The sequence below is a fragment of the Streptomyces sp. NPDC085900 genome (assembly GCF_044540925.1).
Lineage (GTDB): Bacteria > Actinomycetota > Actinomycetes > Streptomycetales > Streptomycetaceae > Streptomyces > Streptomyces gilvifuscus.
This window is the reverse complement of the sequence record NZ_JBITSP010000005.1, coordinates 318,993-345,504: the sequence shown is the minus strand read 5'-3', so window position 1 is coordinate 345,504 and position 26,512 is coordinate 318,993. Positions and strand designations below refer to the sequence as shown.

The following is a 26,512-nucleotide window of genomic DNA, read 5'->3' as shown; positions in this document are numbered from 1 at the left end:
ACATATGAAACAGGTACTGGTCACCGGGGGCACCGGATTCATCGGCAGTTGGTGCATCCTGTCCCTCCTCGACGCCGGTCACACCGTCCGCACCACCGTCCGCGACCTGCGCCGGGAACCGGCACTGCGCTCCTGGCTTCACGCGGCCGCACCATTCGACGACGACCGGCTCACCGTCGTACGCGCCGATCTCGAACACCCCGACGGCTGGGACGATGCCGTCGCCGGCTGCGACTTCGTCCTGCACGTCGCCTCGCCGACCCTGCGTCACACACCGGCGAACGACGACGAGTTGGTGCTCCCGGCACGGGAGGGCGTCCTACGGGTCCTGCGCGCCGCCCGCGACGCCGGGGTGCGCCGGGTCGTCCTGACGAGTGCCTTCGGTGCCGTCGGGATCGGCCACCCCCGGCGCTCGACGCCGTTCACCGAGGAGGACTGGACCGACGTCGACGCCGACATCCCGCCCTACCAACGGTCCAAGACGCTCGCCGAGCGCGCCGCCTGGCAGTTCGTCGAGGACGAAGGCGGCGGTCTGGAACTGGCGGCGGTTCATCCCGTGGGTGTTCTCGGACCGCTGCTCGGCCCGGACGACCCGCCCTCGCTGCGTCTGGTCCGCAGAATGCTCGAAGGCCGGATGCCCGCGTGCCCTCCCTTCGCGATGGGATACGTCGACGTCCGCGACGTCGCGGATCTGCATCTGCGGGCGATGACCGATCCGGCAGCCGCCGGTGAGCGCTTCCTCGCCATAGCCGGACACAGCCTGAGCGTCGTCGAGATCGCGCGGATACTCCGTGACCGCCTGGGGGAGCGCGCAGCGAAGGCACCCACGCGCGAGCTGCCCGTATGGCTCACCCGTGGCCTGGGCATCCTGAACCCGGAGCTGCGACTGCTCAGGCATCAGCTCGGACGGGATCTCGACGCCACCAGTGCCAAGGCCGAGCGGCTTCTGGGATGGCGGGCACGCCCCATCGAGGACACCGTCACGGAGACCGCCGAGAGCCTCCTCGCGCAAGGCGTCGGTGTATGACCGGCTGGTGAAGGCGCCGCTCCTGTCACTCCTCCGACGACGCCGGCGGCAGGCTGATGTGGAGGGCGCAGACATCGTCGCGATGGTCGGGGCGTGCCATGGACGCGTGCAGACGGCTCAGGCTGTCCGGGCGGGCGGTCAGCACGGACGCCGAAGTGGTGGCCAGGGCGTCCAGGCCCGTCAACAGGTCCTGACCGGGGTGCTCGATCAGGCCGTCGGTGAACAGCAGCAGATGATCGCCCTCCCGCAGTCGGAGCGTGGCCTCGGTGAACCGCGGGGTCGGGGTGGCGCCCAGCAGGATGCCGGTGGGGCGCTCGACGGTGCGGGCCATGCCGTCGCGGACCAGGACGGGAGGCAGGTGTCCGGCCTGTGCCCAGGTGAGTGTGCGGTCGGCGGGGTGGTAGCGCGCCACGATCATGGTCGCGGTGGTGTGGCGCTGGCCGGGTGAGTGGATGTGCATCAGCAGAGCGTTCAGCCGCGTGAGCGCGTCGGTCAGACTCGACCCGGTGATGATCATTCCCTTGGCGGTGAAGCGCAGTTGCGCCATGGTCGCGACGGCGTTGATGCCGTGCCCCATGACGTCACCGATCACGAAGAGCGCGTCGCCGTCGGGGAGTTCGATGGCGCTGTACCAGTCGCCACCGACGCTGATGCCCCGTTCCGCGGGGTGGTAGAAGGCGTTGGTCCACAGTCCGGCGAGCGTGACGGGGCCGGTGGGCAGGGGCAGCAGGGCCTGCTGCAGGCGGGCGGCCACCTTGCGTTCGGCCTGGAGCAGGCCGCGTTGGGTGGAAACGGCGCGCTCGCTGCTGAGCAGGGCGAGTTCCGCGTCGCGTTGCCCGGAGAGGTCCTGGAAGAAGCCGTGGACCTCCAGCGGTGTGCCGTCGGCGTCGACGATCGCTTCGGCGACGATGCGGAGGTGACGTACTCCGGTTCTGGTCGTGATGCGGAAGGGCTGGTCGATGGCGGTGCCGTCGCTCAGCAGTCGCTGGGCGGCCTCGGTGAGTTCGGGCAGGTCCTCCGGCAGGACGCATTCGGGCAGTTGCTCCAGCCGCATCGGGCCGAGGCCCGGGTCCCGGTCGAAGATCGTGAACACGTGCGGTGACCAGGTGATGGTGTCGGTGACGAGGTTCCAGTCGGCCCAGCCGAGGTTGCCCAGGCGTTGCAGGGCGGCCAGGCGCTGTTCCTGCCGGGCCTCGATGTCGTGCCGGATCCAGGAGACGACGAGGTACTCCCCGAGCCGGGCCACCCGCAGGGAGAAACTGGAGTGCTGTGGGATGCCGGCCACCACCTCCTCGTAGGTGAAGGGCTCGCTGGCGAACGGTCTGCCCGTGGCCAGTACGTCCAGGTAGCCCTTCCACATCTGCGTGCCGGCGAACGTCGGATAGCACTCCAGCACCCGCAGTCCGATCAGCCGGCGGCCGGTACGGCCGGCGACGTCCACCGAGTCGGGCGCCGCGGCCTCGATGCGGAAGTCCTCCACCGTGCCGTCGGGCGCGGACAGCGGGGCGAGCAGGATCACCGATCCCGGCAGGGCGTCGAAGATCTGCTGCACGCTCTCCACGGACGGCTTTCGGCGCGGCACGCCCGAATCCAGTGTCGCCATCCGTCCGGCGCACAGCTGCACCGCGCCCACCAGCAGTTCCCGCTCGGCGGGTGTGAAAGCCCGGTCGGTGCTGCGGAGGACGGTGACGACTTCGTCGACCTCCCCGCCGGTGTCCACCGGCAGCCAGGCACGCGAGGGCCAACGGCGCAGGGTCTCCTCGGGCACCGCGTACGCCTCGGGTGCCTCGGGTCCCTCCGACCACAGTGGCCGGTGGGTGCGCAGCGGGTCGTGGACGCGGGGGTGGTCGCCGACGGTGAGCCGGTGCCATCGGACGGCTTCCACGCTGTCGATGCCCGCATGCCCGGTCAGCCGTACGCCGTCGTCGGTTCCGACGTAGATCAGTACGGCGCCCACCTCGACGCCCTGGGAGAGGTGCTCCAGCAGGCAGCGAGCGAGATCGTGGCGGTCTCCCACGCTAGCCAGTCCCAGGCCCAGTCTGCCCAGCAGCACAGTCGTCTCGCGGTCGGTGCCCGGGGCGGCCGACTGCGGGGTCGACTCCGCCGGGACCAGGTACTGGGCGGAGGAGAACACCGAGCCGCCCCGGCCGGTCTCGCCGCGGCGCCGGCGACGCCTGCGGGCCGGGCGGATGGCCCCCAGCGTCAGCCAGCATTCCTCGACGAGTGTCCGGGCGGCGGTGGCACTGCGCTCGAGGAGCGTTTCGTAGGCCTCCTGCGCGGAACACCCCTCCTGCACCATGACCGCGCCCTTGGCGCGCTCCAGCACCGGCATCAGCGCGGCGACCCGCTGCAGGTCGACGATCTCGGCCCGCTGCCGCGCGACCACCTTCGCCAAGGCCGAGGAGTCGGACGCGGCCCCCTGCCCGGGCGACTGTTCCCGTGACGTCACGTGTCGAGCATCGCACAGCGAGCGTCTTCGGTCAGCCCGGTGCCGGCCTGTCCGTCCCGGTCAGAGAGGGGCGTGGGCGAGCGCGGCGCTCCATTCGGTCGTTGATCGTCTTTCCGACGTGCCGCCGAGTCGGACGCCTTGCCGTGGACCTGCGATGCTGGGAGATGACGTGGGCCGGTCGGTGTCCGATGTCGCGGTCTCAGGGGGGGGAGCGGCAGCATGGTGCGTCAGGAAGCCATCGCGCGAGGAGAGCGGTCCGCGGTCGGCTGGGGCTGGTTCGCGAGCTGGCTGGCGTTGGGTGCGTGCGCAGGTGTCGGGCTCGCCGCCATCCTGACGGTGGGGATGGCGCTGGTCCTTCCGGCCGCCGTGGGGGCGGGTGTGCTGCTGTGGAAGGGGCCGAGGAACGCGGTGGTCGGTCTGTTGGCCGGTCTTGCCGTTCCGCTCTTCTACCTCGCCTACCTGAACCGCGGCGGTCCTGGAAACGTCTGCCACACTGTGGCCGGCGGCCAGTCCTGTACGGACGAGTACACCCCGGTCCCCTTCCTGGTCGCCGGAGTCGTCCTCGCAGCCGCGGGTTTTCTGCTCTTCGTGGTACTCAGCCGAAAGAGCGGCACAAGCAGGGGCTGACGGGTTACCGCCTGCGAAGGTGTGGCCTTTCCATCGTCGTCGAAATCATTGAGCTCTCGGATGCCCCGGCGAATGCTTCCCCTTCATGCAGCGCTGTAGCGCTGTGGCGCGTCGACGTGGGGAGAAGCTTGTGACCGAGTGGATATTGGCATTCGACGCCGACTGCCGATTCTGCGAAGAAGTGGCGGATCGGGTGCGCGGTTCCGTCGACGGCACGCTGACCACCGCGGGCCTCAAGGAACCCCGTGTTCGCGATCTGCGCGCGCGTGCGCTGGGGGACGGGGCCGAGTGGGCGCCGACCCTGCTGGCGCTCGACGGCGACCGGGTCCGGGCCTGGACCGGGACCCCGCTGTCCCTGCGCCTGGCACGCCTGTTGGGGCCGTCGGCCTCACTGCGGGTGGTGCGTGCGCTCCGCGACCTCGACGGGCTGCGGCCGCCCGACCGCCGGCGCATCCTCAAGGCCGTACCCGGGCTGGCCCTGGGAACGTTCCTGGTGACCGGCGGCCTGGCCGCCTCACCCGCGCAGGCGGCCACCCGCGTCAAGGGCAGCAACGCCTCGCGGTGGGTGAAGGCCAACCACGACCGGCTGCCCTCGGGCTACTCCGAGTTCGTCTCCCATCCCGCGGACTATCGGCGGGCCATCTACGGCGCGCTGTCCGCTTCGGCCCGGAGCGATCTGTGGGTGGCGCACTTCGCGCACTACCGGAGGACCCACCCCGTGCTGTCGTCCGAGCAGTCCGCCGTCCTGGACGACGCGACACGACTGGCACCGCAGATCATCGCGGGGCGCCGGCACGAAGACGCCGCCGAAGGGCTGCGGACGGCGGCCGTCGCCGCGTTCGGAGAAAGGGAGGCGCGGGCGATCCTCATGACCCTCGGCCCGGCCGACACCCGACAGGCGGCGCCGCGCAGCGGTCGGAGCATCCAGGCCGTGGACTGCAATTCCCAGTGCGCGGGAACCGGAAGCTGCGACACGGTGTGCTACGGCAACTGCAACTGGACCGACTACGGCTGCGGCCCCCTGTGGCTGGGCCCGTGCAGCGGGTACTGCTCCTGAAGCCGTCCCCTGCCGCGAGGTCCGGCCCCCCGACGTCCTGTCGGGGGGCCGGAGTCGGTCAGCGGTGCGAGGGGTCCCTCGGCCCGTGGGTCACGGGAACGAGGTCAGCTTCGACGGCACGGTGTCCGTCCCCGAGGTCGGGGCGCCGGTGTTGTTGACGACGTGGGCGTACTGGCCCTTGCCGCCTAGGGAGATCACGAGCACATCGTGCAGCTTCACCCCGGCGGTGACCGGGACCTGGAAGCCGTGTGCCTGGACGATCGACGGATCGGCGGTGTAGTTGCAGTAGCTGCCGAGCCCCCACGCCTCGTGCTGGGTCACGGTGTCGGCGACCTTGTAGGCCGCGTATCCGACGATGCCGTCATGGGTGATGGCGGCGGCGTTCGGGGCGTCGTAGGCCTTCTCGTTCTGGAAGAAGATCGTGCGGCCGCGTTCGCCGCTCCACAGGACGTCGTACTTGTTGAAGTGCTCCACGAACAGCCCGGTGGCCAGGACGTCGTCGCCGTTGACGCGCAGGCCGTAGTCGGCGCGGTTGGTGTCCCAGCCGACGCCGCTCCCGTGGTCGGCGCGCCACAGCCAGGTGTGGTCGATGACGACGTCGTCGCTGTTGACGACGACCGAGTTGGTGGCGAGGCCGGGTCCGGCGCCGCCGATGCGGACGAACACGTCCTGCATGGTGGTCGGGTCGGCCGAGTGGTCGGCGCTCGCGCCGGGCTGCCCGATCCGCAGCAGGGTGTCGGAGTTGACGGAGCCCGCGTCGATCAGGAAGCCGGCGAGGCGCACCCCGTCGACGTCGGCCACGTGCATGGCGTCGATGCCGTTGTCCGGTACGAGCGTCGCAAGGCCCAGCCCGAGGACGACGGTGTCGGCGCGGGTGACGTCGATGGTCTGGTCGAGGTGGTAGACCCCGGGGGTGAACAGGAGGTTGAGGCCCTGGGCGAGCGCCTGGTTGATCGTGGCGGCGGTGGCGCCCGGTTTGACGACGTAGAACTGGTCCAGTGGGACGGAGGTGCCGGCGTTGGCCGGCCAGGACACCCCGCGCGCGTTGGTGCGCTTGGCGGGCACGAACACCTTGTAGGTACTGCCGTCGAGGTAGAGGAACGGCTTCTCGCGGGAGACGGGCGTCGTGTCGAGGGTGGTGTACGGGCCCGAGTCGAAGTCGGTCGCCGGCGCGCCCTGCACGCCGGTGAACGTCATGTTCCACACGCCGTTGGTCCAGCCGCCGACGGAGCTGTCGCGGGTGTACCACTGCTGCTGGGAGTACGGGCCGACCGTGCCGTCGATCTTCGAGTCGGCGATGTAGCCGCCGGAGGCCCAGCCGTAGCCGTTCGGGGCGAGGTTGAGACCGCCCTTGACGTGGATGCGGCGGAAGGGTGCGGCCTGGGCGACGGCCCAGCGGTCGGTGCCGTTCGACGGTGTGATGGCGAGGTTCTCCGCCGAACGCCAGAAGTTCTGCGTGGCGTTGCCGTTGAACCAGCCCGCGTCGACGGTGATGTCACCGTTGATCTGGGTGTCGTCGGGGTTGAGGCCGAGTCCCGAGATCGAGGTGTAGAAGCCGATCTGGGCGTTGATGCCGTTGTAGGTGCCGGGCTTGAGCAGGAACTGGTAGCGGCCGGTGCCGAACTGGCTGGACTCCTGTTTGGCGAAGACGTCGTCGAACTTCTGCTGCAGGTTGGGGGTGTTGGGGTCGACGACGATGACGTTCGGCCCGAGGTCGCCGCCGCCCTGGACCGGGGGAGTGCTGCCGCCGGTTCCGGTGTGGACGGCGACCTCCCACAGGGAGTAGCCGTAACCCGTGGCGCGGACGGTGCCGTTGATACGGACGTAGCGGCCGGAACCGGTGACGTCGTAGGAGGCCGTGCCCCCGCTCGCGCCGGTGACGCTCTTCAGGGTGGTCCAGCTCTGGCCGTCCGTGGAGGCCTGGATCTGGAACTCCTTGGCGTAGGCGGCCTCCCAGGTCAGGTCGACCTTGCAGAGGGACTTGACCGAGCCGAGGTCGACCTGCACCCACTGCGGGTCGGAGGCCTGGCTGGACCAGCGGGTGCCGGTGTCGCCGTCGAAGGCGGCGGAGGCGGGGGTGCCGGCGTTCTCCGTGGAAGAGGCCGAGGCGGACCTGCCCTTCGCGGAGTTCGCCGTGTCGCAGGAGGACGTGCCGGTGCCGGACGTGCCGAAGACCTGGAACTCCCAGAGGGAGTAGCCCCATTGGGTGGCCCGGTGGATGCCGTACATCCTGACGTAGCGGCCCTGTCCGGAGACGTCGAGGCTGTCGGTGCCTCCGTCGCCGCCGGTGACGGAGGTCAGGTCGGTCCAGGTACTGCCGTCGGCGGAGGCCTGGATCTTGTAGTCCTTGCCGTAGGCCGCCTCCCAGTTGAGGACGACCTTCGAGACCGTGGCCGTGGTGCCCAGGTCGACCTGCAGCCACTGGGTGTCGGTCGCGGCTGACGACCAGCGGGTGCCGGTGTCGCCGTCGACGGCGTAGGCGGCCGGGGTGCCGGCGTTCTCTGTGGAGGAAGAGGTCGCCGTTCGGCCCTGGGACAGGGGGAGTTCGGCCGCGGCGGCCGGGCGGGGAACGGGTAGGGCGAGCAGCGCCGCCATGGCGGCGAGCACGACGCCCATGGATCTGAGTCTCATGGAGGTCCCTGCGGGTGTGGTGGGAAAAGAACAGGTGAGGCCGCCGACGGCAGGCGGATGGATACGCCAAGAGCAGCGCCCCGACGCTTAGTTCACGTCTTGATTTAACTGATGAGTCACAACTCTCGGCAAGCCTTCGGAAGTTGAAATCTTTCCGGGTTCACTTCTGCCGGATCCCTTGACACCTTGATGACATGCCCTCAACACTCCTCGGCGGGAGAGCGCTCTCCCGTATCCGACCCTGCGCTCCCCGACCCCCACCAGCACAGGAGGAGGTCTCCATGTCACGGAGATCGAAAGGCCTGTCAGTCACGCTGATCACCGGCGCGCTCCTGCTGACCTCGCTCGGACTGGGCGGCGTCGCCGTCAGCGCCGGCCCGCCCGCACCGCACGGCTCCGCGGCCCGGGCGTTCGCGGCCACGCACTCCGGGCACGCGATGGCGGCGTCCGTCGCCACCTCACCGGAGGACCCGGACGGCGACGGCTACATTCCGGCGAACCCGCCGGTCACCGGTGTGACACCGTCCACGCAGGACCCGCCCCACCGCTACTTCCACGAGTTCCAGGCCAACTGCTCGGTCACCCACACCCGGCCCGACGACCCCATCGTCTACCCGCAGCAGCCCGGCAAGTCCCACGACCACACGTTCATGGGCAACACCACGACCGACGCCTACAGCACGACGGCCTCGCTGGAGGCCGGCGGCACCACCTGCAAGGCCCCCGGCGACCGGTCCGGCTACTGGATGCCCACCCTCTACAACGGCGACCGGCAGATCCTCCCCGTGGGGCCGCAGGTCATCTACTACAAGGCGGGCGTCACCGACTACACCAGCGTCCGGCCCTTCCCCAAGGGCCTGCGGTTCGTCGTCGGCAGCCCCATGCAGAGCGCCGACGAGTTCCGCCACCACCCCGGCTTCGTCGAGGGCTGGGAGTGCGGTGACAGCTACTTCAACACCGAGTTCCCCGCGACCTGCCCCAACCGCGCCGACGTCCAGCTCAACATCCGTTTCCAGGCGCCCAGTTGCTGGGACGGCAAGTACCTCGACACCCCCGACCACAAGAGCCACATGGCCTACCCGGTGGTCAAGCCCGGCACGAACGACAACATCTGCCCGGCCGACCACCCGGTCGCACTGCCGATGATCGAGTTCAAGATGGCCTTCCCGGTCAACGGCGACATGTCCAAGGTGCGCCTGGCCAGCGGCGCGGGCCACACCTTCCATTACGACTTCTTCAACGCCTGGGACGCCGCCACGCTCAAGGCGCTGGTCGACCACTGCGTCGTCGGCGGGCTGCAGTGCGACGCGCGGGGCTACGACGAGACCCACCCGGAGGCGGGCGCGGCACTGAACGAGCACTACGAACTCCCCTGAGGAGCAACAGCGATGACCCCACGACCCCGCACCCGCTCCAGAACCCGCCGCGCCGCGGCACCACTCACCGCCGGCGTCCTGGCGGCCGGCTTCCTCATCGCGCTGCCCGCCGCCCAGGCCCACGCCGCCGGCAGTGTCGTCAAGGTCGCCGGCGGCCAGGGCGCCTGGCAGCTGACGGTGGACGGACGGCCGTACCAGATCAAGGGCCTGACCTGGGGCCCGAGCGTCGCTGACGCCGAGAAGTACATGCCGGACCTGCGGTCCATGGGCGTCAACACGATCCGCACCTGGGGCACCGACGCCACCAGCAAGCCCCTCTTCGACTCTGCGGCCGCCCACGGCATCAAGGTCGTCGCCGGATTCTGGCTCCAGCCCGGCGGCGGCCCCGGCAGCGGCGGCTGCGTCAACTACGTCACCGACACCGCGTACAAGAACCAAATGCTCGACGAGTTCCCCAAGTGGGTCCAGACGTACAAGGACAACCCCGGCGTGCTCATGTGGGACGTCGGCAACGAGTCCGTCCTCGGCCTGCAGAACTGCTACAGCGGCGACGAGCTGGAGAGACAGCGCGACGCCTACACCACGCTCGTCAACGACATCACCAGGAAGATCCACGCCGTCGACCCCGATCACCCCGTCACCTCCACCGACGCCTGGGTGGGGGCGTGGCCGTACTACAAGAGGAACGCGCCGGACCTCGACCTGTACGCCGTGAACTCCTACAACGCGGTCTGCGACATCAAGTCCGCCTGGGAGCAGGGGGGTTACACCAAGCCCTACATCGTCACCGAGACCGGTCCGGCCGGCGAGTGGGAGGTCCCCGACGACGCCAACGGCGTCCCGCTCGAACCCACCGACCGGGCCAAGGCCGACGGCTACACCCGCGCCTGGGGCTGTATCACCGGGCACAAGGGCGTCGCACTCGGTGCCACGATGTTCCACTACGGCACCGAGTACGACTTCGGCGGCATCTGGTTCAACCTGCTGCCCGCGGGCCAGAAACGTCTGTCGTACTACGCCGTCAAGAAGGCCTACGGCGGCGACACCACGCACGACAACACCCCGCCCGTCATCTCCGACCTCGCCGTGGAGGGCGACGCGGGCAGGGTGCAGGCGGGCCATGACCTCGTCCTGGACGTCAAGGCCGGCGACCCGGACGGCGACCCGGTCTCCTACGAGGTCCTCGACAACAGCATGTACGTCGACCAGAGCAAGAACCTGGCCTCGCTGCCCTTCACCGACCTCGGCGGCGGCCGGTTGAAGGTGATCGCGCCCGACCGCCCCGGCGTGTGGAAGATGTACGTCAAGGCCACCGACGGCCGGGGCAACGTCGGCGTCGAGACCCGCTCGATCCGCGTCGTCCCACCCGTGCCGTCCGGCACCGACGTGGCGCAGGGCAGACCGGCCACCGCCTCGTCCTACCAGGCGAGTTACGGCGACTGCCCCTGCACCGCCGCCAACGCGGTCGACGGAAACCCCGCCACCCGGTGGGCCAGTGACTGGAGCGACCCCCAGTGGCTCCAGGTCGACCTGGGCACCCGCACCACGTTCCGGCACGTCCAGCTGTTCTGGGAGGCGTCGTACGCGAAGGCGTACACCATCCAGACCTCCGACGACGGACGGAACTGGCAGACGGTGCGCACCGTGTCCGACGGCAACGGCGGCATCGACGACTTCGACGTCACCGGGACGGGCCGCTATGTGCGGGTCAACGGCACGGCCCGGGGCACCGGTTGGGGCTACTCGCTGTACGAGTTCGGCATCTACTCCTGACAGCCGACCAGCCCGGTCCGCCTTCGGAGAGCGCTCTACTGTGTGATCCGTACGTCCGTTAGGGTGCCTGCATGCGCAGACGGGCCCCGACGCTGGAGGACGTCGCCCGGGAGGCCGGAGTCTCCCGGGCGACCGTGTCGCGGGTGGTCAACGGCATCCGCAACGTCGATCCGGAGATACAGGACCTGGTCCGCCGCGCCATCGAACGGACGGGGTACGCGCCCAACCGGGCCGCCCGTTCCCTGGTGACCCGGCGGGCCGAGACCGTCGCCCTGGTGGTGTCCGGGGCGGGGGACACCACGGACGCCGGCCAGAACGCCTTCGCCGCGAGGGTGTTCGCCGATCCCTTCTTCGGACGGGTGGTCGGCGGCGTCGTCGGCTTCCTGCGCCCCCGTTCCCTGCACCCGGTGCTGATGTTCGCCGAGTCCGCCGCAGCCCGTCACGAGGTGCTGACGTATCTGCGGCAGGGGCGGGCCGACGGCGCACTCGTGGTCTCCACCCACGCCGACGACCCGTTGCCCGGCCTCCTCGCCGACGCCCGGCTCCCCGCGGTGCTCTTCGCCCGACCCGCGCGTCCGGTACCGCTCAGTTACGTCGACCTCGCGCACAGGGACGGAGCACGCCTCGCCGCCGAGCACCTGCTCGGCCGCGGCTGCCGCCGGCTCGCCACCATCTGCGGCCCCCTGGACGTGCCCGCGAGCCAGGAGCGCCTGGCCGGGTTCCGTGACGCCCTCGCCCGGCACGGCCACCCGTATGTCCCGGTCGCCGAGGGCGGGTTCACCCTCGACAGCGGGATCGCGGCCATGTCCGACCTGCTGGAGCGCCATCCCGACACGGACGGCGTGTTCGCCGCCAACGACCTCATGGCCCAGGGCGCGTGCCAGGTGCTGCGCGAGCGTGGCCGCCGTGTTCCGGAGGACGTGGCGGTCGTCGGCTTCGACGACTCCAGCGTCGCCGTCACCTGCCGCCCCCAACTGACCACCGTGCGCCAGCCGGTGGAGGAGATGGCGGCGGAGATGGCCCGGCTGCTGGACGAGCACATCCACGGCGCCCGCACCGAGGCGACCTCGGTCGTCTTCGAGCCCGAACTCGTGGTGCGCGAATCGGCTTGACGGCACGGGAAGGTCCGTACCGGACGCGTCAAGGGATGTAAGGGCAGGGCCCAACCCGATTGATTTCGGCTTCAGTTGTTGACGACAGGCACCTGTGGGACTACAACCCGGAGAGAGCGCTCTCACATCTGCAGTTGCTCCACCCCCACGCACGGCCGAACCCGGCTCGAGGAGACCCCGCATGCAGAGTTCCGTCAGCGCACCCACGCACAGACCACCGATCGGCACCGCACGTTCCCGCGCGGTCCTCGCCCTGGTCGTCGCCCTGATCGCCGCCTTCTGCGCGGTCCTGGCCCCGTCCCCCGCCCGCGCCGCCGACCAGTTGCTGTCCCAAGGCAGGCCCGCCACCGCCTCCTCGACCGAGAACGGCACCTTCGCCGCCGGTGCGGCGGTCGACGGCAGCACCGGAACCCGCTGGTCCTCGGCCTTCTCCGACCCGCAGTGGATCCGCGTCGACCTCGGCTCCGTCCAGCAGCTCAGCCGTGTCAGCCTCAACTGGGAGGCCGCCTACGCGACCGCCTTCCAGATCCAGACCTCCACCGACGCCAATACCTGGACCACCGTCTACTCGACCACCACCGCGACCGGCGGCACCCAGAACATCACCGTCTCCGGCAGCGGCCGCTACGTCAGGCTCTACGGCACCGCGCGCGGCACCCCGTACGGCTACTCCCTGTGGGAGTTCCAGGTGTACGGCCCCGGCGGCACCACCCCGCCGGACGACTTCTGGGGCAGCACCTCCGACATACCCCCGGCGAGCAACGCCGTCGAGGTGAAGATCCTCAACCGCACCAACGGCAAGTACCCCGACAGCCAGGTGTACTGGAGCTTCAACGGCCAGACGCACTCCATCGCCGAGCAGCCCTACCTCGACATGCCCGCCAACTCCGCGGGCCGCATGTACTTCTACCTCGGCTCGCCCAACAGCCCCTACTACGACTTCATCGAGTTCACGGTCGGCAACAACGTCTTCAACGGCAACACCACCCGCGTCGACGCCTTCGGCCTGAAGCTCGCCATGCGCCTGCACACCAAGGACGGTTACGACGTCGAGGTCGGCGAGAACCGGCAGACCTTCGCCGAGGACCGCGCCACCACCTTCCAGCGCTTCGCCGACGCCGTGCCGAACGAGTTCAAGGTGCTGGCCCAGACCCAGGCCCCGTACCGGATCATCGCGCCCGGCAGCGACCCGAGCTTCCGCGCGGGTGGCGCGAATGCCAACTACTTCACCTCCTACGCCCAGTCCGTGGGCGTGAACGCGGCCACCTCCGACATCTTCGGCTGCGCCGCCTCGCTGGCGGGCAACCCCGACATGTGTGCCGCCCTCAACCGTCACGTCGCCACCCTGCCGGCCTCCCAGCAGTCCGACCCGGCACAGTTCTACAAGGCGGCACCGGCGAACTACTACGCCAAGTTCTGGCACGACAACGCCATCAACCACCTCGCCTACGGCTTCCCCTACGACGACGTGGCGGGCCAGTCCTCGTTCATCTCCCACGCCGACCCGCAGTGGCTCCTGGTCGCCGTCGGCTGGTAGCCGGCCACGCCTGACGCACACTGATCCGCTCCCAGGTCCCGGCGCGGGAGGCCGGGACTTGGGAGTTCGGCGCCGGGAGTGGCAGGCGCTCGGAACCGGACGTCACCGAACAGCGCCCTGTAGCCTGCGCTGATGGAGGATCTGGGAAGCGTGCCGTGGCCGCCGGAGCCGATCAGGACCGAGCGGCTGGTGCTCCGCGGGCCCGAGGCGCGGGACCGTGCGGCGTTCATCGACCTGCTCGCCTCGCCGGAGGCGAACGCCTACGTCGGCGGCCCACGCCCGCGTGACGAGCTCGAGCGCAACACGCCTGAGGTGCCCCAGCAGTGGCCCGGGAGCTTCGTCGCCGAACTCGACGGGGACATGATCGGCCATGTCCTGCTCCGCAGGACGACCGGGACCGGTCGCCCGGCTGCCGTGGGGAAGGCCGATCTCGGCTATCTGTTCCTGCCGCGGGCGTGGGGACTGGGGTACGCCGCCGAGGCGTGCTCGGCGGCACTGGGCTGGCTGGAAGGCGTCTTTCCCGGCGAGCCGGTCATGCTCACCACCCAGACCGCCAACCTCTCCTCGATGCGCCTCGCGGCGAAGCTGGGCTTCACCGAGGTGGAGAGGTTCGAGGGCTGGGGCGCCGAGCAGTGGCTCGGCGAGCGGCCGCCGGTCACGCCGTCCGCCTGAGTACCGTGGCGGGCCCCGGCCACCGTACTCCGGCGGCGGGCTGTCACGGCGTGGCGTTCGGCTGTGCGGCGGCTTCGGTGAGGCGCTGAAGCACTCGTCGTTCGGACGGCAGCAGCGGGGGCTCGGTGAGCCGGGGCAGGGGAGAGCCGTTCAGCGTGGCCAGCAGGGCTCCCGGGCGCAAGGCCCGTGTCGGGCCCGCCGTGAGGCTGGTGATGTCGAACAGCGCCGCGGCCGCCTGCAAGGAGCCGGTGGCCGCTTGCGTCAGCCGACGCGCGAACACCGTGGCGAGACGGTCGGCGAGCGTCGGCGTGCCCCCCTTCGTGCCCGGGTACAGGACGTCCATCGCGACCGCGGTGGACCAGGCCGTGTCGACGTGACGGGCCGCGTCCTGGAGCACGCGACGGGCGAGGCCCGGGCTGGAGACGCCGTGCTCTCGCAGTGCCCGGAAGAGGTCCCGCGCGCCGAGGGCGGCCACCGACATGCCCTGCCCGTAGGCGGGGTTGAAGGTCGCCAACGCGTCGCCCATGACCAGGAGGCGTTCGGGCCACACCGGCGACTTCTCGAAGTACCGGCGTACGTTGCTGGTGCTGCGACTGACCGCGACGTCCGTCAGGGGCTCGGCGCCGGCGATGAGCCGGCCGACGATCGGGTGCGGCAGATCGAAGATGTACTTCAGGAAGCCCTGCGGGTCGCTCGGAGGCTCGCCGCCCCTGGTGCCGCCCGCACTGACCATCCACCGGTTGCCCTCGATCGGCAGCACCATGGCGCTTCTGCCGGGGCGGCCGTTGTAGGGGTTCGCCTGGAGCATGGTCAGCGGGAAGGACTCGGCGCCCGCCGGAGTGCGGTAGATACGGGTGGCGTTGGTCAGTCCGCAGTCGACCTTCCGTTCCTCCACGCCGCCGACACCGATGTCGCGGAGCCAGCGCAGGTTGTGTGAACCCCGTCCGCTCGTGTCCACCACGAAGTCGGCTTCCACCTGAGTGCCGAGGACCGATTCGGCTCCGCTGAGGCGCACCCCGCGGACGCGCCGAGCGTCGCCGATCAGCCCCTCGACGGTGGCGCGGTGGATCGAGACGTCGGGCGCCTGGGCCAACAGGGCGTCACGGACGACCCAGTCGAGCAGGGCACGCGTGCAGGTGATCATGCGGGAGCCGTTCCACCGGTAGCGGTGGAACCAGCCGGCGTCCGGAGTGAGGGCGAGCATGCCGCTGCCCAGTGAGATCTCACGGGCGCCCGCTTCGAGAAGGCGCTCGCGCATGCTTCCCTCGAAGAGGGTCTCCATGGCGGACCACCCTCCGGCCATGAGCAGGTGGGCATGCCGGCCCTGCGGGACGCCCCGGCGGTCCTCGGGGCCGTCGGGCAGGACGTCCCGGTCGAGCACGAGGACTTCCGTCTCGGGTGCGGCCCTGGACAGCGCCGCTGCGGCGAGCAGACCCCCTATGCCGGCTCCGATCACGACAGCTTTCTGCGACACTCGCTCTCCTTGGTGCAGGTGAAACGTCTTCAGTGGGCGCGGACCTGATTCGGCGTCAGGTCCTGGACGGGCCTCACGGCGAGGGCCAGCTCGACCAGATCGACGGTGAGACGGAACTCGTCGGGCGGATCGGCAGCGCCGGTGGTGCGGCCCGAGGCCCGGAGTATGGCATCGATGATCATCGCCTTCTCCGCGGCGATACGGGCCTCCTCCCGGCTCTTGCCGGCCTCCAGCGCGGCACCGCGGGCTGCCTCGCCGACCCCCCGGTCGAAGTGAGCCGTCAGGTCCAACAAGGCGTCGTGGATCTGCGCCTCGAGCAAGTAGAGGCGGCTGCTGGGCAGTTGCCGCCACAGTCGGCTCCGCTGTTCCGTCCGGGGTGTGGCGGTGACGTCCTTGAGGGCCGCCCACAAGGGCATCAGCGCACGGTAGTTGGCCAGACTCTGCTTCTCCGACGCGGCCGAGACCAGGCGGGGCAGGACGAAGCCCGCGGAGTAGATGAGCGCGCCGAGGGACGCTGCGGGCGGTGCCACCGTGGTCGACAGGAAGTCCACGTCGTATCCGTACCACCGTGCGACGACCGCGGTGACCTTGGTCAGTTCGAAGCCGAGGACGTCCAGCAGCAGACCGGCGAGGATCAGCCGCAGACCCACGCGCAGCAGGCCCGTCACCTCGCCCCGTATCCACTTCAGGCAGACGACGCTCAACACGATGGTGCTGGCCAGATGCCCCAGCAGATACAGCGCGATCATCTCCCGCATGTACGGGGTGTTCGCGTAGTAGGTGTCCAGGTCCCTGAGCCGCTCCGTGTCCGCGTCCGCGAGGAAGAACAGCACGATGATGGCGACGATCAGGGCTCCGTAGACCGCGACGCTGATGCGGACCATCCGGCGGATCCGGTCGCTCGGACCACCCCGCCAGTAGATCAGCAGGATGATCAGGGAGCAGCTGAACGCGGAGATGACGCTGTACGTCAGGGGCGCGCCGAAGTTGGGGATCCCCGTGGCGCTGTTGACCGCGGCCAACGTCGCCGGCGCCGCGCAGATGAAGCACACCGCGCCGAGGAACGCGGTCGCCCGGGTCGGTACCGTCAGCGGCGTACGGGGAGTCGTGCGGGACCGGCGGATCATCATCGCGGCCACGACTAACAGCACGGCCGCCGCGTAGACGACCAGACTCATATCGGCAGCTCCGTTTCGCCTGCTGTGGGGGTGTGTCCTGCCCCGCCCGTCACAGCGACCCGGCCCTGGCCGGGCCCGCCGCGACGGAGCGTGCCCTGCGTTCCGTGCGCCGCACGGCATCGGCGATCTGGACGAGCGCTTTGGGGTCCCGCGGCAGCGGCAGAGGGGCCGACTCGCCGAACGCGCCTGCCGACCGCTGAGCGCTTCGCCGAGCGGCCGCCGAGATCGTCACCGCCCACGCGGAAGCCACGGCCCGCCCCTGCGCCCCGTCCTCGGGTCCGTGCGCCCCGGCCGCTTCCCGCAACCTCTTCAACTCGGCGTCGTGGACCTGTTCGTAGAGCGCCTTGTCGAAGAAGACCTCGATCTCGTGCAGGCCGTTGAGGATGGTGCTGCGCCGCCAGGTGCCCCACAGCAGCGGCGAGCGGGGCCGTTCGACGCGCAGGGCACGGTCCTCGAGAACCGGGTCGAGCAGGGCGTCCAACGGCGCGAGCCGCACGAAGTCGGCCCACGCCGACAGGTGGTGCCCCGCCATCGGCAGAAGGAATCCGGTGACCGTCACCAGCGCGCCCAGACCGGCGCACAGCGAGGACACCGACGTACCCACCGTCACCCAGTCCTGGCCCGACCACCGTGCCGCGATGGCGGCGAGTTTGCTGATGCTGTATCCGGTGCTGAGCGCCGTGCCGGTGCCGATGGTCAGCAGACTGGCCCGCAGCCAGGGCCGTCGGCGTACCTCTGTCTCGCGAGCCCAACGCAGGGACCACACGGCGCTGACGGTCGCGGCCGTCAGATGCGCGAGCAGATACAGGACGACCATCTCGGCGACCCAGGGAGTCGTCGCGTAGTAGGTGTCGAAGTCGGTCCGCCGCTCCTCGGCGGGGTTTCCCACCGCGAAGAGGACGGCGATCCCGGTGAGGACCCCCGCGTAGCTGTAGATCCAGTTGCGTGCCGTGCGGCGGACGGACGCACCGCCGCGCCAGCAGGCGATCAGGACCAGGGAGGCCGCGCTGTACGCGGTGATCGCGGCGTAGGTCAGGGGTGCGGCCAGGTTGGGAATCCCGCTCACGCTGTTGATCAGGGCGACCGTCGGTGGCGCCCCGAGGAGGAAGCACATCGAGGCGAAGCCCAGCACGGCGATGATGGCCCGCAGGGAGGGCTCGGACCAGTGGCGTCTGATGTCGGGCAGCCGGAACAGCAGTGCGACCCAGAGCAGGCCGCAGCTTATGTAGTTGATCGCCCCGCTCATCTGCGGTGCCTCTGATAGCCGAGGGAGTCGGCGATGCGACGAGCCGTGTCGCCGACGATCACGTCCCGGTCCATCAGGGACCGCATCTGCTGGCCGATCAGAATGCCGAACAGCTCCGCTTCCTTCTCGGGGTCCTCGTCGAAGCCGGAACGCGCGGCGGCCGGCCGGGCATCGTGCGGGTGCCCGGATCCGAGGGCGGAGCAGGCGTCCGCCGCCAACTGCTCGGGGGTCATGCGGTCCTTCTGCCGCATGTGCCACAACTCGTGGCCGAGGATCTGCGCTTGGTGCCAGACCTCGGCGTCCTGCTCGACGATCACGTCGTCCCGCTGCTTTCGCTCGACCCACATCCCCGTGGCGTGGAACTTGCGGGGGATGCGCACCCGGTGAACCTCGAGCGTGCGCTCCCCGCGCCACCGCCGGGCGGACTCCACCAAGGCCGCGAACAGTGCCTCGGGGTCCACCGGACCCTGCTGTCCCGAGGCGGCGTCCTGCTCGGCGAAGAGCTTCTCCCGGATGGGACCGATGAGTTCCTCGGCGAACTGGTGCATCTCCCTGTCGAGACGCCGCAGGTGCCGCCACTGCCGGAAACCGGCGAGAGGATTCATCGCCTCACCGACCACGATGTCTCCCCGCCCCTCTACGCGCGCAACGTCGTTGACGTTGACCTGACATTACCGGAGAAGGGCTCGGTAGGTCGGCCCGGAAAGGAGAGAACTCGGGGTCCGCGGACACCCGGGCGTTACCGGTGGGCCTTCTGGGGAGGGGAGGGGTACGCGGGCCGGCCGACCGCGGTTCAGGTCGTGGTCTCCGGCTGCGGCTCCTCGCCCTGGGCGCGCAGTTGCTCGTTGATGCGCAGGGCTTCCTCGAGTTGGTCTTCGAGGACGACTATGCGGCACGCGGCCTCGATGGGGGTGCCCTGGTCGACGAGCTCGCGGGCGCGAGCGGCGATACGCAACTGGTAGCGGGAGTAGCGGCGGTGGCCGCCTTCGGAGCGCAGTGGGGTGATCAGACGGTGCTCGCCGAGGGCGCGCAGGAAGGCGGGCGAGGTGCCGAGCATCTCGGCGGCCCGGCCCATGGTGTAGGCAGGGTAGTCGTCGTCATCGAGGGGGGTGACGGATTGGGCACTGCGAGGGGGCATAGACCTCTTCTTCCAAAGACGCGTCGGGGGGCCCGGGTGCCGTCCTGGCACCCGGGCCCCGAGCTTTCAACACCATCTACCGGCCTACTGCGCCGGCCTTCTTTGTCCGCAGATACCGCCGGGACGGCGGGGCTGCGGGGATCGCGGATGCGTGACCGGGGACCACCTTCCAATCCGGGGCCTGCGGTACCCGGACGGACACTTCCTCGTCCGGGCGATCCTGATGGCGTTCTGCTCCTTTACCTTCGATTACTCGGTCGTACTGCTGGGTACTGCGGGTACTGCTCACGGACCCGGGGGTCCGTTTCCTGCTTCACCTTCTTGCGGCAGATCCCTACCTGCCGCGTCCTCTCGGACTTCCTGCTTACAACACATACGGTAGCCCCGCGACGGGCCAATGTCTACTGTCGCCGCGACAGATTTTGTCCGTCGTCGAGCCGTGATCTCCTCCCTCCCCGAACGGAGGGGTCGTCCGGGGGCTCGCCAGGGCGGCGCCGCTATCCTCCGCGGCGGGCGGTGCTGAAACGGCGCTGGTAGGCGGCGGGACTGATGGACAGCTCGCGTGCGAAGACCCGCCGCAGACTCTCGTAGCCGGGGAACCCGGCCAGCAGCGCCGCCTGCGTGGCGGAATGCCCCTGGTCCAGCAACGCCTTCGCGATGTCGAACCGGATGGACTCGACGTACCGGGCCGGCGTGGTGGACAGCTCCTCGCGGAACAGCCGTGTGAGGTGGCGGGGGCTGACGTTGAGGTGCCCGGCGAGTTCCGCGACGGAGTGGCCGGCGGTGGGATCGGCGGTCACCAGGTCGACGACGGTGCGCAGTGCGGGGGAGCGGGGTGGCGGGGTCTGCAGGGGCGCGGAGAACTGCGACTGGCCGCCGGCGCGTTGCAGATAGACCACGAGGGCGCGGGCGACCTCCCGGCTCAGGTCGGGACCGTGGTCCTCCTCCACGAGCGCCAGCGCCAGGTCGATGCCGGCGGTGACACCCGCCGAGGTGTACGTGGTGCCGTCGCGGACGTAGATGGCATCCGGCTCCACGCGGATCTTCGGGTGCCGGGCGGCGAGCTCGCCCGCGATCTTCCAGTGTGTCGTCGCACGCCTGCCGTCCAGGAGGCCGGTGGCGGCCAGGACGAACGCCCCGGAGCAGATGGACGCCACGCGGCCGGACCGGACCGCCAGCCCATTCGCCGCCTCGATCAGCGTGCGGGGGACGGGAGTTCTGGGATAGATGTTCGCGCCCGGCACCAGGAAGGTGTCGGGGTCCGGTTCCGTGGCGGGGCTGCCGTCGACGGCTGTCCGTACACCGATCGACGAGGCCACTTCCGTGCCGGTGGTCGACAGCAGGGTGATCCGGTAGTCGGCGCCCAGCCGGTTCGCTTCCCCGAACACGTCCGCGGGTCCGGCGACGTCCAGCAGCTTGACCCCGTCGTAGACGAGGATCGCGATCCGATGCGGGTCGGAGCTCACAGGCCTGTTCCTCGGGTGTCTGGATTCGAGTGGTTCATGTCCGGGCCGAGGTGGCAGTCAAGGCCGCTCGGTAGGCACCGTGGAGAGCGGGCGCAACACCTGCTCCTGTCCGCCGCATGGAAAGCGTGAACCTCATGACCGACATTGTCGCAGCCGTGGAAATCCCCGACACGGAGGCAGTGGCGGAGGCCACCGCATTCCTCCGTGAAACGACCGGGCCCCTTGTCTTCCACCACTCCCGGCGTGTTTTCCTCTTCGGATCCCTCCATGCGCGCGAGCTCGGCCTCCAGCCGGACCCGGAGCTGCTCTACGTCTCCGCGATGTTCCACGACGTCGGCCTTTCGGCTCCGTTCTCCGACGTGCAGCAGCGGTTCGAGCTCGACGGCGCCGACCATGCGCGCAGGTTCCTTCTCGATCGCGGTTTCTCGGAGGGCGCCGCCGAGGTGGTGTGGACGGCGATCGCACTGCACACGACGCCCGGGATCCCTGGACGAATGGGCCCGGAGACGGCCGCCACGAACTACGGCGTGCTGACCGACGCGATCGGCTGGGGTCTGGACCGCCTGGACGGCGGCCAGGTGGAGGAGATCGTCGCCGCCCATCCGCGCGGGGAATTCAAGAAGGAGTTCCTGCAGGAATTCGTGCGAGGGCTGCGGTACCGGCCGGACACCACCTACGGGACCGTGAATTCCGATGTGCTGGAACACTTCGTGCCGGGATTCCGGCGTACGAGCATGGTCGAGCGCGTCGTCGACGCACCCTGGCCCAGTTGATGCCGAGAAACAGGACGTCAATTTTCAGGCAAACCCCCGGTACCTTTCGCAATCGAACAAAGGAAGAATCATGCGAGCCATCACCGCACCGAGCCGCGACGCCGGCGTCGCCGGGCTGACCCTCGCCGACCTGCCGTACCCCCATGCCGCCGAGAACGACGTCATCGTTCGGGTGCATGCCGCGGGATTCACCCGGGGAGAGCTCGACTGGCCCGCCACGTGGTCCGACCGCGCCGGCCGGGACCGCACCCCGAGCGTGCCAGGGCACGAGGTCTCCGGTGTGGTGGCACAGCTGGGATTCGGGACCACCGGCCTCACCGTCGGCCAGCGGGTCTTCGGCCCGACCGACTGGGCCCGAGACGGCTCGCTGGCCGAGTACGTCGCCGTGGAGGCCCGCAATCTCGCCCCGCTTCCCGCGGACGTCGACCACACGGTGGCGGCCGCGCTCCCCATCTCCGGACTGACCGCCTGGCAGGGCCTGTTCGAGCACGCGCGCCTGGTGAGCGGCCAGACCGTCCTGATCCACGGTGCCGCGGGTGCCGTCGGCTCGATCGCGGTGCAGCTGGCGCTGGAGGCCGGTGCTCACGTGATCGGCAGCGGCCGCTCAGCCGACCGGGACACCGTCCGCGCCCTGGGTGCGCAGACGTTCCTCGACCTGGAGGCCGGCCGACTGGAGGACGCCGGGGAGGTCGACGTCGTGTTCGACGTGATCGGCGGTGATGTTCTCGACCGCTCTGCCGCCCTCGTACGCTCCGGGGGCACGCTCGTCACGATCGCGCAGCCGCCGACGGTCCGGCCCAAGGACGGGCGGGCGCTGTTCTTCGTCGTGGAACCCGACCGCGTACGCCTCGCGGATCTGGTGCAGCGGGTCAGGGACGGACGGCTGGAAGTGCGGGTCGGCGCGGTACGCCCGCTGACCGAGGCGGTTGCCGCCTTCGCTCCCGAAAAGCGCGTCTCCGGCCGGACGATCATCCGGGTCGCGGAGGACTGAGGACTACATCGAGCTGGTGTCCAGCCGTTCGTCCAGGGAGGGCCCGGTGGCGGGCGATTCGAGAGCGGCGTTCACGGTCGGGGCGATGGGGAACATCGTGTCGAGACCGAGAACGTGCCACACCTGCTGGTAGTGGTCACTGAGGTCCGCGATGCGCAGGGTTCCGTCGCGCTCCTCGAGTGCGCGGGTCACCATGATGAGCATGCTGATGCCCGAGGAGTCGAGGTACTGCACCTGCGAGGCATCCAGGACGAGGGTGCGACAGCCCTGCTTGATCAGGGATTTGCACTCGTCGCCGACGTGGGAAGCGGTGTCGTAGTCGACCGCCTCGGGCAGTCGGGCGACTGTCGTGTTCCCTTGCCGCATCCGCACTGTGAGCATGAATTGCGTGCTCCCGTCTAGACCGTTACACCTTGCTGTTCTTACGGCGTCTTCGAGCGCCTACCCGGAATTCGATTTCTGTCTCACATTCCTTGGTGTTCATCGTCACTCATTGCCGCTCGGGCAGCTCCGTGTGGAGGCGTATCGTCGTGCCCTCGGCCGGCGTGGAGCGGATTTCCACGAGGTCGCAGAGCTGGTGGATGAGCCACAGGCCGCGCCCGCCGGCCTGTGCCGCGGTCGGCCTGATGCGTCCCGCCAGGGGATCGGCGATATAGCCGGCGTCCCGGAACTCGCACACGAGCCGGCCGTCCTCGTTCCACACGCGCAGCACGCCCCGCCCGCCGCCGTGGCTGATGCTGTTCGCGGCCACCTCCGTGGCGGCGAGATGCAGTTCGCGCAGACGCCGCTCGGCCAGGCCGTGCAGTTCGGCGCAGGCCGCGATCTTTTCCCGGAGCGCGGTCAGGTCACCGCTGGTGTAGACGAATTCGTCGTACGGATCGCAGGGGTGGGTCAGGGGCCCGAACGCGTACGGCGCCCGCGGATCGTAGTCCTCGCACGGCGTCGTACGGCCGTCCTTGCGCATCTCGGGGTGGCAGCGGGCCATCTCCCGCAACGTGGCCTCGTCGTAGGCGACGTCGTAGGGGCACAGCAGCCACCAGGCCGGGCCCTGGGCGAAGGCCTTGTTGAGCAGCCACTCGTGGTAGCGCAGTTCCGCGGCCTCCGCCTGGCTGCGAACGGCCTCCCACGGGGATTCGCCGATGCCTCGCACGGGCCGCCCGTCGGACGCGTGTCCTTGGAGCCACTCCTGCCAGGCTCCGATGAGCCTGCCCGGATGATGCGCCACCCTGCTGGTGTCGACGTAGCGCACGGCCTCGTCCTCGCGGATCTCGGCACGCAGCAAAGACGCCTTCTCGTGCGGAACGGCCACGACGACGGCCTCGCCGCCGTCCAGAGCGTCCTGGATGAAGCTGGCGGTGCCCTCGACGAACTCCTCCCGGCCGGAGTACGGATACAGCTCGTGCCGGTATCCCGTACCGGGCGTGGTGGAGGTGGCAGGGGAGGAGGTCACGACGCGATCACCACCGGGATGTCGGGTACCGCGAATCCGGACAGCTCCCAGGCGAGCCGTACGGTCTCGTTGGTGCCTTCCAGGATGACCTTGCGATCCGGAAGATGCCTGGCGGCGTCGGCCAGCGCGCTCATCCCGGCGGCGTCGAAGAACTCCACGGTGTGACAGAGCAGGCGGATCGTCGCCGTCCGGGCGAGGAGGGTGCACAGGACGGTGGCGAATGCGTCGGCGCCCTCGCTGTCGATGGTCCCGCTCACCGTCCATCCCTCCTTCCCCGTCCGATACACCTGGAACGCGGGTGGTCCGGGACTGCTGCCCAGACGGTGGGGGTGTACGCACTGGATCTGCCGCAAGGTGGTGAGGTCGAGATCGCCGCTGTAGGCGCACACCACCATGGCCCCGGTGTCCGCGGCGAACTCCTCCAGATCGAGTTCGCTGCGCAACAGTCCCGTCGCGTGGTCGGGGCGGCGGCCGAGCGTGACATGGCGCAGCACGCGCAGCGAGCGGAAACCCTCGCGGTCGGCATTGGCGGCCTCGCGACGCACCGCGGCGAGGAGGGACCCGTCCAGCCGGGCAGGATCGAGGACGAGGGGGGCGAACTCGCCGCCTCGGTGGAGGGCGGGACCTACGATCACCACCTTGTCCCCGTGGAGTGCCCCGTCCGCGACGAAGGCGCGGCTGCGGTCGACCACGTCGTCGGTGCGCTTCAGCATCTGGCAGACGTGATCACCGGCGTCGACCTCGTCCAGGGTCGCCAGGGTGCGCGACGCTCTCACTGCTCCTCCCCTCGCTCACGCACCAACTTTAGACTTCCTCGCCGCGGCCCGACCGCTGCCCTCCGCGGAAATGACCATGGAGCAGGTACGAGAGGCCCCCGTGGCGCGCGCTTACCTGTTTCTTGACGAACCCGCAGGACTGGCAGGCCGATCCAGGGCAATGAGCGAGGGGTGATACGCAATGCAATCGTCGCTGTGATCCTGGCGGGCGGCATCGCGGCCGCCGTCGCCGCGGTCGGACTCTCGCCCTGGTGGTGCCTGGCCGCCGTACCCCTGTGTCTGCTGGGGCTGGTCGGTGTGGCCGACCTGGTGCAGCGGGAGCATTCCGTACTGCGCAACTACCCCGTCCTGGGGCATCTCCGCTTCCTCATGGAGCGCATCCGTCCCGAGCTTCAGCAGTACTTCATCGAACGGAACTACGACGGGCGCCCCTTCGACCGGGACGTGCGCAGCATCGTCTACGAGCGGGCGAAGGGCACCGAAGCCGAACAGCCCTACGGCACCGAACGGGACGTCTACCAGCCCGGCTACGAGTTCCTGGTGCCGTCGATGGCCCCCTGCCCGGTGCCCGAGACGCCGCCGAGGGTGCGCATCGGCGGCCCGGACTGCGGCCGCCCGTACGACATGGCGCTGCTGAACGTGTCGGCGATGAGCTTCGGCTCGCTGTCGTCGAACGCCGTTCTCGCCCTCAACGGAGGTGCCGCAGCCGGGGGATTCGCCCACGACACCGGTGAGGGCGGCCTGTCGGAATACCATCTGCGGCCGGGCGGAGACCTGGTGTGGGAGATCGGCACCGGGTACTTCGGCTGCCGCACCCCCGACGGCGACTTCGATCCCGCCGAGTTCGCCGACAAGGCGGCCCACGACCACGTCAAGTGCGTGTCCCTGAAGCTGTCGCAGGGCGCCAAGCCGGGCATCGGCGGGGTCCTGCCGGGAGCGAAGGTCAACGCCGAGATAGCGAAGGTGCGAGACGTGCCCGAGGGGAAGACGGTGATCTCACCGCCGTACCACCGGGTGTTCTCCACCCCGCGCGAACTCGTCCGGTTCATCGCACGGATGCGGGAGCTGTCCGGTGGCAAGCCGACCGGGTTCAAACTGTGCGTCGGCTCGCGCCGCCAGTTCCTCGCCGTGTGCAAGGCCATGCTGGCCGAGGGCACGGCCCCCGACTTCATCATCGTGGACGGCGGCGAAGGCGGTACCGGAGCCGCGCCCCTGGAGTTCGCCGACCATGTGGGCACACCCCTGACCGAGGGCCTGCTCACCGTGCACAACGCCCTCGTCGGCACGGGACTGCGCGACCGCATCCGGATCGGGGCGAGCGGCAAGATCGCCACCGGTACGGATCTGGTCAAGCGTCTGGTGCAGGGCGCCGACTACGGCAACGCGGCACGGGCGATGATGTTCGCCGTCGGCTGCATCCAGGCCCAGCGCTGCCACACCAACACCTGCCCGACCGGCGTGACGACGCAGGACCCCCGGCGAGCCCGCGCCCTCGACGTGCGCGACAAGACGCCGCGCGTCCAGCGGTTCCAGGAAGCCACCGTGGCGAGCGCCCTGCAGATCATGGCGTCCATGGGCGTGACCGACCCCGCCGATCTGCGCCCGCACATGCTCCGCCGGCGCATCGACCCCTACACCGAACGCTCCTACGAGGAGCTGTACGAGTGGCTGGAGCCGGGGCAGTTGCTCGCCGGGGCTCCGCAATCCTGGGCGGCCGACTGGAAGGCCGCCGACCCTGACCACTTCACCGTCTGACCTG

The 26,512-nt window shown here is 69.9% G+C and carries 22 protein-coding genes; 11 read left to right on the top strand and 11 right to left on the bottom strand.

The genetic code is table 11. The features are described from left to right. Positions 1-4: 4 nt before the first annotated feature. Complete coding sequence (locus ACIGDI_RS20060) at positions 5-1,027, top strand: SDR family oxidoreductase (protein WP_399898255.1); 1,023 nt, start codon at positions 5-7, stop codon at positions 1,025-1,027. 25 nt (positions 1,028-1,052) lie between these two features. Here ACIGDI_RS20060 and ACIGDI_RS20055 read toward each other — a convergent pair whose 3' ends face one another. Beyond that, complete coding sequence (locus tag ACIGDI_RS20055) at positions 1,053-3,476, bottom strand: SpoIIE family protein phosphatase (RefSeq protein ID WP_399898253.1); 2,424 nt, start codon at positions 3,474-3,476, stop codon at positions 1,053-1,055. A gap of 219 nt (positions 3,477-3,695) precedes the next feature. Between ACIGDI_RS20055 and ACIGDI_RS20050 the strand changes: the two genes are divergently transcribed. Both ACIGDI_RS20050 and ACIGDI_RS20045 read left to right on the top strand, forming a co-directional pair. Then, the gene (locus tag ACIGDI_RS20050) at positions 3,696-4,103 is read left to right on the top strand and encodes a hypothetical protein (RefSeq protein ID WP_399898251.1); all 408 of its coding nucleotides are present in this window, start codon (positions 3,696-3,698) and stop codon (positions 4,101-4,103) included. 193 nt (positions 4,104-4,296) lie between these two features. Further along, the gene (locus ACIGDI_RS20045; protein WP_399898249.1) at positions 4,297-5,160 is read left to right on the top strand and encodes a bacteriocin fulvocin C-related protein; all 864 of its coding nucleotides are present in this window, start codon (positions 4,297-4,299) and stop codon (positions 5,158-5,160) included. 90 nt (positions 5,161-5,250) lie between these two features. Here ACIGDI_RS20045 and ACIGDI_RS20040 read toward each other — a convergent pair whose 3' ends face one another. Beyond that, complete coding sequence (locus ACIGDI_RS20040; protein WP_399898247.1) at positions 5,251-7,791, bottom strand: discoidin domain-containing protein; 2,541 nt, start codon at positions 7,789-7,791, stop codon at positions 5,251-5,253. A 281-nt stretch (positions 7,792-8,072) separates the two neighbouring features. On the opposite strand from ACIGDI_RS20040, the gene ACIGDI_RS20035 reads away from it, so the two are divergent. From ACIGDI_RS20035 to ACIGDI_RS20015, 5 genes are all read left to right on the top strand, one after another. Beyond that, entirely contained in the window at positions 8,073-9,167 is a 1,095-nt protein-coding gene (locus ACIGDI_RS20035) for a DUF1996 domain-containing protein (protein WP_399898245.1), read from the top strand. A gap of 12 nt (positions 9,168-9,179) precedes the next feature. Further along, complete coding sequence (locus tag ACIGDI_RS20030; RefSeq protein WP_399898243.1) at positions 9,180-10,940, top strand: discoidin domain-containing protein; 1,761 nt, start codon at positions 9,180-9,182, stop codon at positions 10,938-10,940. Between the two features lie 71 nt (positions 10,941-11,011). Beyond that, positions 11,012-12,052: a LacI family DNA-binding transcriptional regulator gene (locus tag ACIGDI_RS20025; RefSeq protein ID WP_399898241.1), complete on the top strand. Its 1,041-nt coding sequence runs from the start codon at positions 11,012-11,014 to the stop codon at positions 12,050-12,052. A 181-nt stretch (positions 12,053-12,233) separates the two neighbouring features. Continuing rightward, complete coding sequence (locus ACIGDI_RS20020) at positions 12,234-13,589, top strand: beta-1,3-glucanase family protein (protein ID WP_399898239.1); 1,356 nt, start codon at positions 12,234-12,236, stop codon at positions 13,587-13,589. A gap of 132 nt (positions 13,590-13,721) precedes the next feature. Next, complete coding sequence (locus ACIGDI_RS20015; RefSeq protein WP_399898237.1) at positions 13,722-14,261, top strand: GNAT family N-acetyltransferase; 540 nt, start codon at positions 13,722-13,724, stop codon at positions 14,259-14,261. Between the two features lie 43 nt (positions 14,262-14,304). Here ACIGDI_RS20015 and ACIGDI_RS20010 read toward each other — a convergent pair whose 3' ends face one another. From ACIGDI_RS20010 to ACIGDI_RS19985, 6 genes are all read right to left on the bottom strand, one after another. Next, positions 14,305-15,735, bottom strand: a complete 1,431-nt coding sequence (locus ACIGDI_RS20010; protein WP_399898235.1) for an NAD(P)/FAD-dependent oxidoreductase — start codon at positions 15,733-15,735, stop codon at positions 14,305-14,307. A 29-nt stretch (positions 15,736-15,764) separates the two neighbouring features. Further along, on the bottom strand, positions 15,765-16,913 hold the full coding sequence (locus ACIGDI_RS20005; protein WP_399898233.1) for a DUF6545 domain-containing protein: 1,149 nt from the start codon (positions 16,911-16,913) through the stop codon (positions 15,765-15,767). 49 nt (positions 16,914-16,962) lie between these two features. Next, a complete protein-coding gene (locus ACIGDI_RS20000) occupies positions 16,963-18,159 on the bottom strand; it encodes an MAB_1171c family putative transporter (protein WP_399898231.1) in 1,197 nt (398 codons plus the stop codon). After that, positions 18,156-18,764, bottom strand: coding sequence for a toxin (locus tag ACIGDI_RS19995; RefSeq protein ID WP_399898229.1), 609 nt, complete (start codon positions 18,762-18,764; stop codon positions 18,156-18,158). The genes ACIGDI_RS20000 and ACIGDI_RS19995 overlap by 4 nt, the downstream gene beginning before the upstream one ends. Positions 18,765-18,952: 188 nt before the next feature. Beyond that, the gene (locus tag ACIGDI_RS19990; protein ID WP_399898227.1) at positions 18,953-19,297 is read right to left on the bottom strand and encodes a MerR family transcriptional regulator; all 345 of its coding nucleotides are present in this window, start codon (positions 19,295-19,297) and stop codon (positions 18,953-18,955) included. 497 nt (positions 19,298-19,794) lie between these two features. Next, positions 19,795-20,763 carry a GlxA family transcriptional regulator gene (locus tag ACIGDI_RS19985; RefSeq protein WP_399898225.1) on the bottom strand — a complete coding sequence of 323 codons (969 nt, stop codon included), beginning with the start codon at positions 20,761-20,763 and terminating at the stop codon, positions 19,795-19,797. A 134-nt stretch (positions 20,764-20,897) separates the two neighbouring features. On the opposite strand from ACIGDI_RS19985, the gene ACIGDI_RS19980 reads away from it, so the two are divergent. Together ACIGDI_RS19980 and ACIGDI_RS19975 are read left to right on the top strand one after the other, a co-directional pair. Beyond that, entirely contained in the window at positions 20,898-21,536 is a 639-nt protein-coding gene (locus tag ACIGDI_RS19980) for an HD domain-containing protein (protein WP_399898223.1), read from the top strand. A gap of 70 nt (positions 21,537-21,606) precedes the next feature. Beyond that, on the top strand, positions 21,607-22,527 hold the full coding sequence (locus ACIGDI_RS19975) for an NADP-dependent oxidoreductase (protein ID WP_399898221.1): 921 nt from the start codon (positions 21,607-21,609) through the stop codon (positions 22,525-22,527). 3 nt (positions 22,528-22,530) lie between these two features. Here the strand turns inward: ACIGDI_RS19975 and ACIGDI_RS19970 are convergent, their stop codons facing one another. The 3 genes from ACIGDI_RS19970 to ACIGDI_RS19960 all read right to left on the bottom strand — a co-directional run bounded on the left by ACIGDI_RS19970 (position 22,531) and on the right by ACIGDI_RS19960 (position 24,753). Then, positions 22,531-22,908 (bottom strand): STAS domain-containing protein, encoded by a 378-nt coding sequence (locus ACIGDI_RS19970; protein ID WP_399898219.1) that lies wholly within the window; start codon positions 22,906-22,908, stop codon positions 22,531-22,533. A 109-nt stretch (positions 22,909-23,017) separates the two neighbouring features. Continuing rightward, positions 23,018-23,977, bottom strand: a complete 960-nt coding sequence (locus ACIGDI_RS19965) for an anti-sigma factor RsbA family regulatory protein (protein WP_399898217.1) — start codon at positions 23,975-23,977, stop codon at positions 23,018-23,020. Next, the gene (locus tag ACIGDI_RS19960) at positions 23,974-24,753 is read right to left on the bottom strand and encodes an MEDS domain-containing protein (protein ID WP_399898215.1); all 780 of its coding nucleotides are present in this window, start codon (positions 24,751-24,753) and stop codon (positions 23,974-23,976) included. The genes ACIGDI_RS19965 and ACIGDI_RS19960 overlap by 4 nt, the downstream gene beginning before the upstream one ends. Before the next feature lie 171 nt (positions 24,754-24,924). Here ACIGDI_RS19960 and ACIGDI_RS19955 point away from each other — a divergent pair, with 171 nt between their 5' ends. Next, positions 24,925-26,508, top strand: a complete 1,584-nt coding sequence (locus ACIGDI_RS19955) for an FMN-binding glutamate synthase family protein (RefSeq protein ID WP_399898213.1) — start codon at positions 24,925-24,927, stop codon at positions 26,506-26,508. The last annotated feature ends 4 nt before the right edge of the window (positions 26,509-26,512 follow it).

Bases quoted from the DNA above. Each gene is read 5' to 3' on its own strand.
- ACIGDI_RS20015 (WP_399898237.1), top strand. From the start codon at position 13,722: ATGGAGGATCTGGGAAGCGTGCCGTGGCCGCCGGAGCCGATCAGGACC.
- ACIGDI_RS19980 (WP_399898223.1), top strand. From the start codon at position 20,898: ATGACCGACATTGTCGCAGCCGTGGAAATCCCCGACACGGAGGCAGTG.
- ACIGDI_RS20005 (WP_399898233.1), bottom strand. From the start codon at position 16,913: ATGAGTCTGGTCGTCTACGCGGCGGCCGTGCTGTTAGTCGTGGCCGCG.
- ACIGDI_RS19970 (WP_399898219.1), bottom strand. From the start codon at position 22,908: ATGCTCACAGTGCGGATGCGGCAAGGGAACACGACAGTCGCCCGACTG.
- ACIGDI_RS20000 (WP_399898231.1), bottom strand. From the start codon at position 18,159: ATGAGCGGGGCGATCAACTACATAAGCTGCGGCCTGCTCTGGGTCGCA.
- ACIGDI_RS20030 (WP_399898243.1), top strand. From the start codon at position 9,180: ATGACCCCACGACCCCGCACCCGCTCCAGAACCCGCCGCGCCGCGGCA.
- ACIGDI_RS20025 (WP_399898241.1), top strand. From the start codon at position 11,012: ATGCGCAGACGGGCCCCGACGCTGGAGGACGTCGCCCGGGAGGCCGGA.
- ACIGDI_RS20040 (WP_399898247.1), bottom strand. From the start codon at position 7,791: ATGAGACTCAGATCCATGGGCGTCGTGCTCGCCGCCATGGCGGCGCTG.
- ACIGDI_RS20035 (WP_399898245.1), top strand. From the start codon at position 8,073: ATGTCACGGAGATCGAAAGGCCTGTCAGTCACGCTGATCACCGGCGCG.
- ACIGDI_RS19975 (WP_399898221.1), top strand. From the start codon at position 21,607: ATGCGAGCCATCACCGCACCGAGCCGCGACGCCGGCGTCGCCGGGCTG.
- ACIGDI_RS20020 (WP_399898239.1), top strand. From the start codon at position 12,234: ATGCAGAGTTCCGTCAGCGCACCCACGCACAGACCACCGATCGGCACC.
- ACIGDI_RS20060 (WP_399898255.1), top strand. From the start codon at position 5: ATGAAACAGGTACTGGTCACCGGGGGCACCGGATTCATCGGCAGTTGG.
- ACIGDI_RS19995 (WP_399898229.1), bottom strand. From the start codon at position 18,764: ATGAATCCTCTCGCCGGTTTCCGGCAGTGGCGGCACCTGCGGCGTCTC.
- ACIGDI_RS19990 (WP_399898227.1), bottom strand. From the start codon at position 19,297: ATGCCCCCTCGCAGTGCCCAATCCGTCACCCCCCTCGATGACGACGAC.
- ACIGDI_RS20050 (WP_399898251.1), top strand. From the start codon at position 3,696: ATGGTGCGTCAGGAAGCCATCGCGCGAGGAGAGCGGTCCGCGGTCGGC.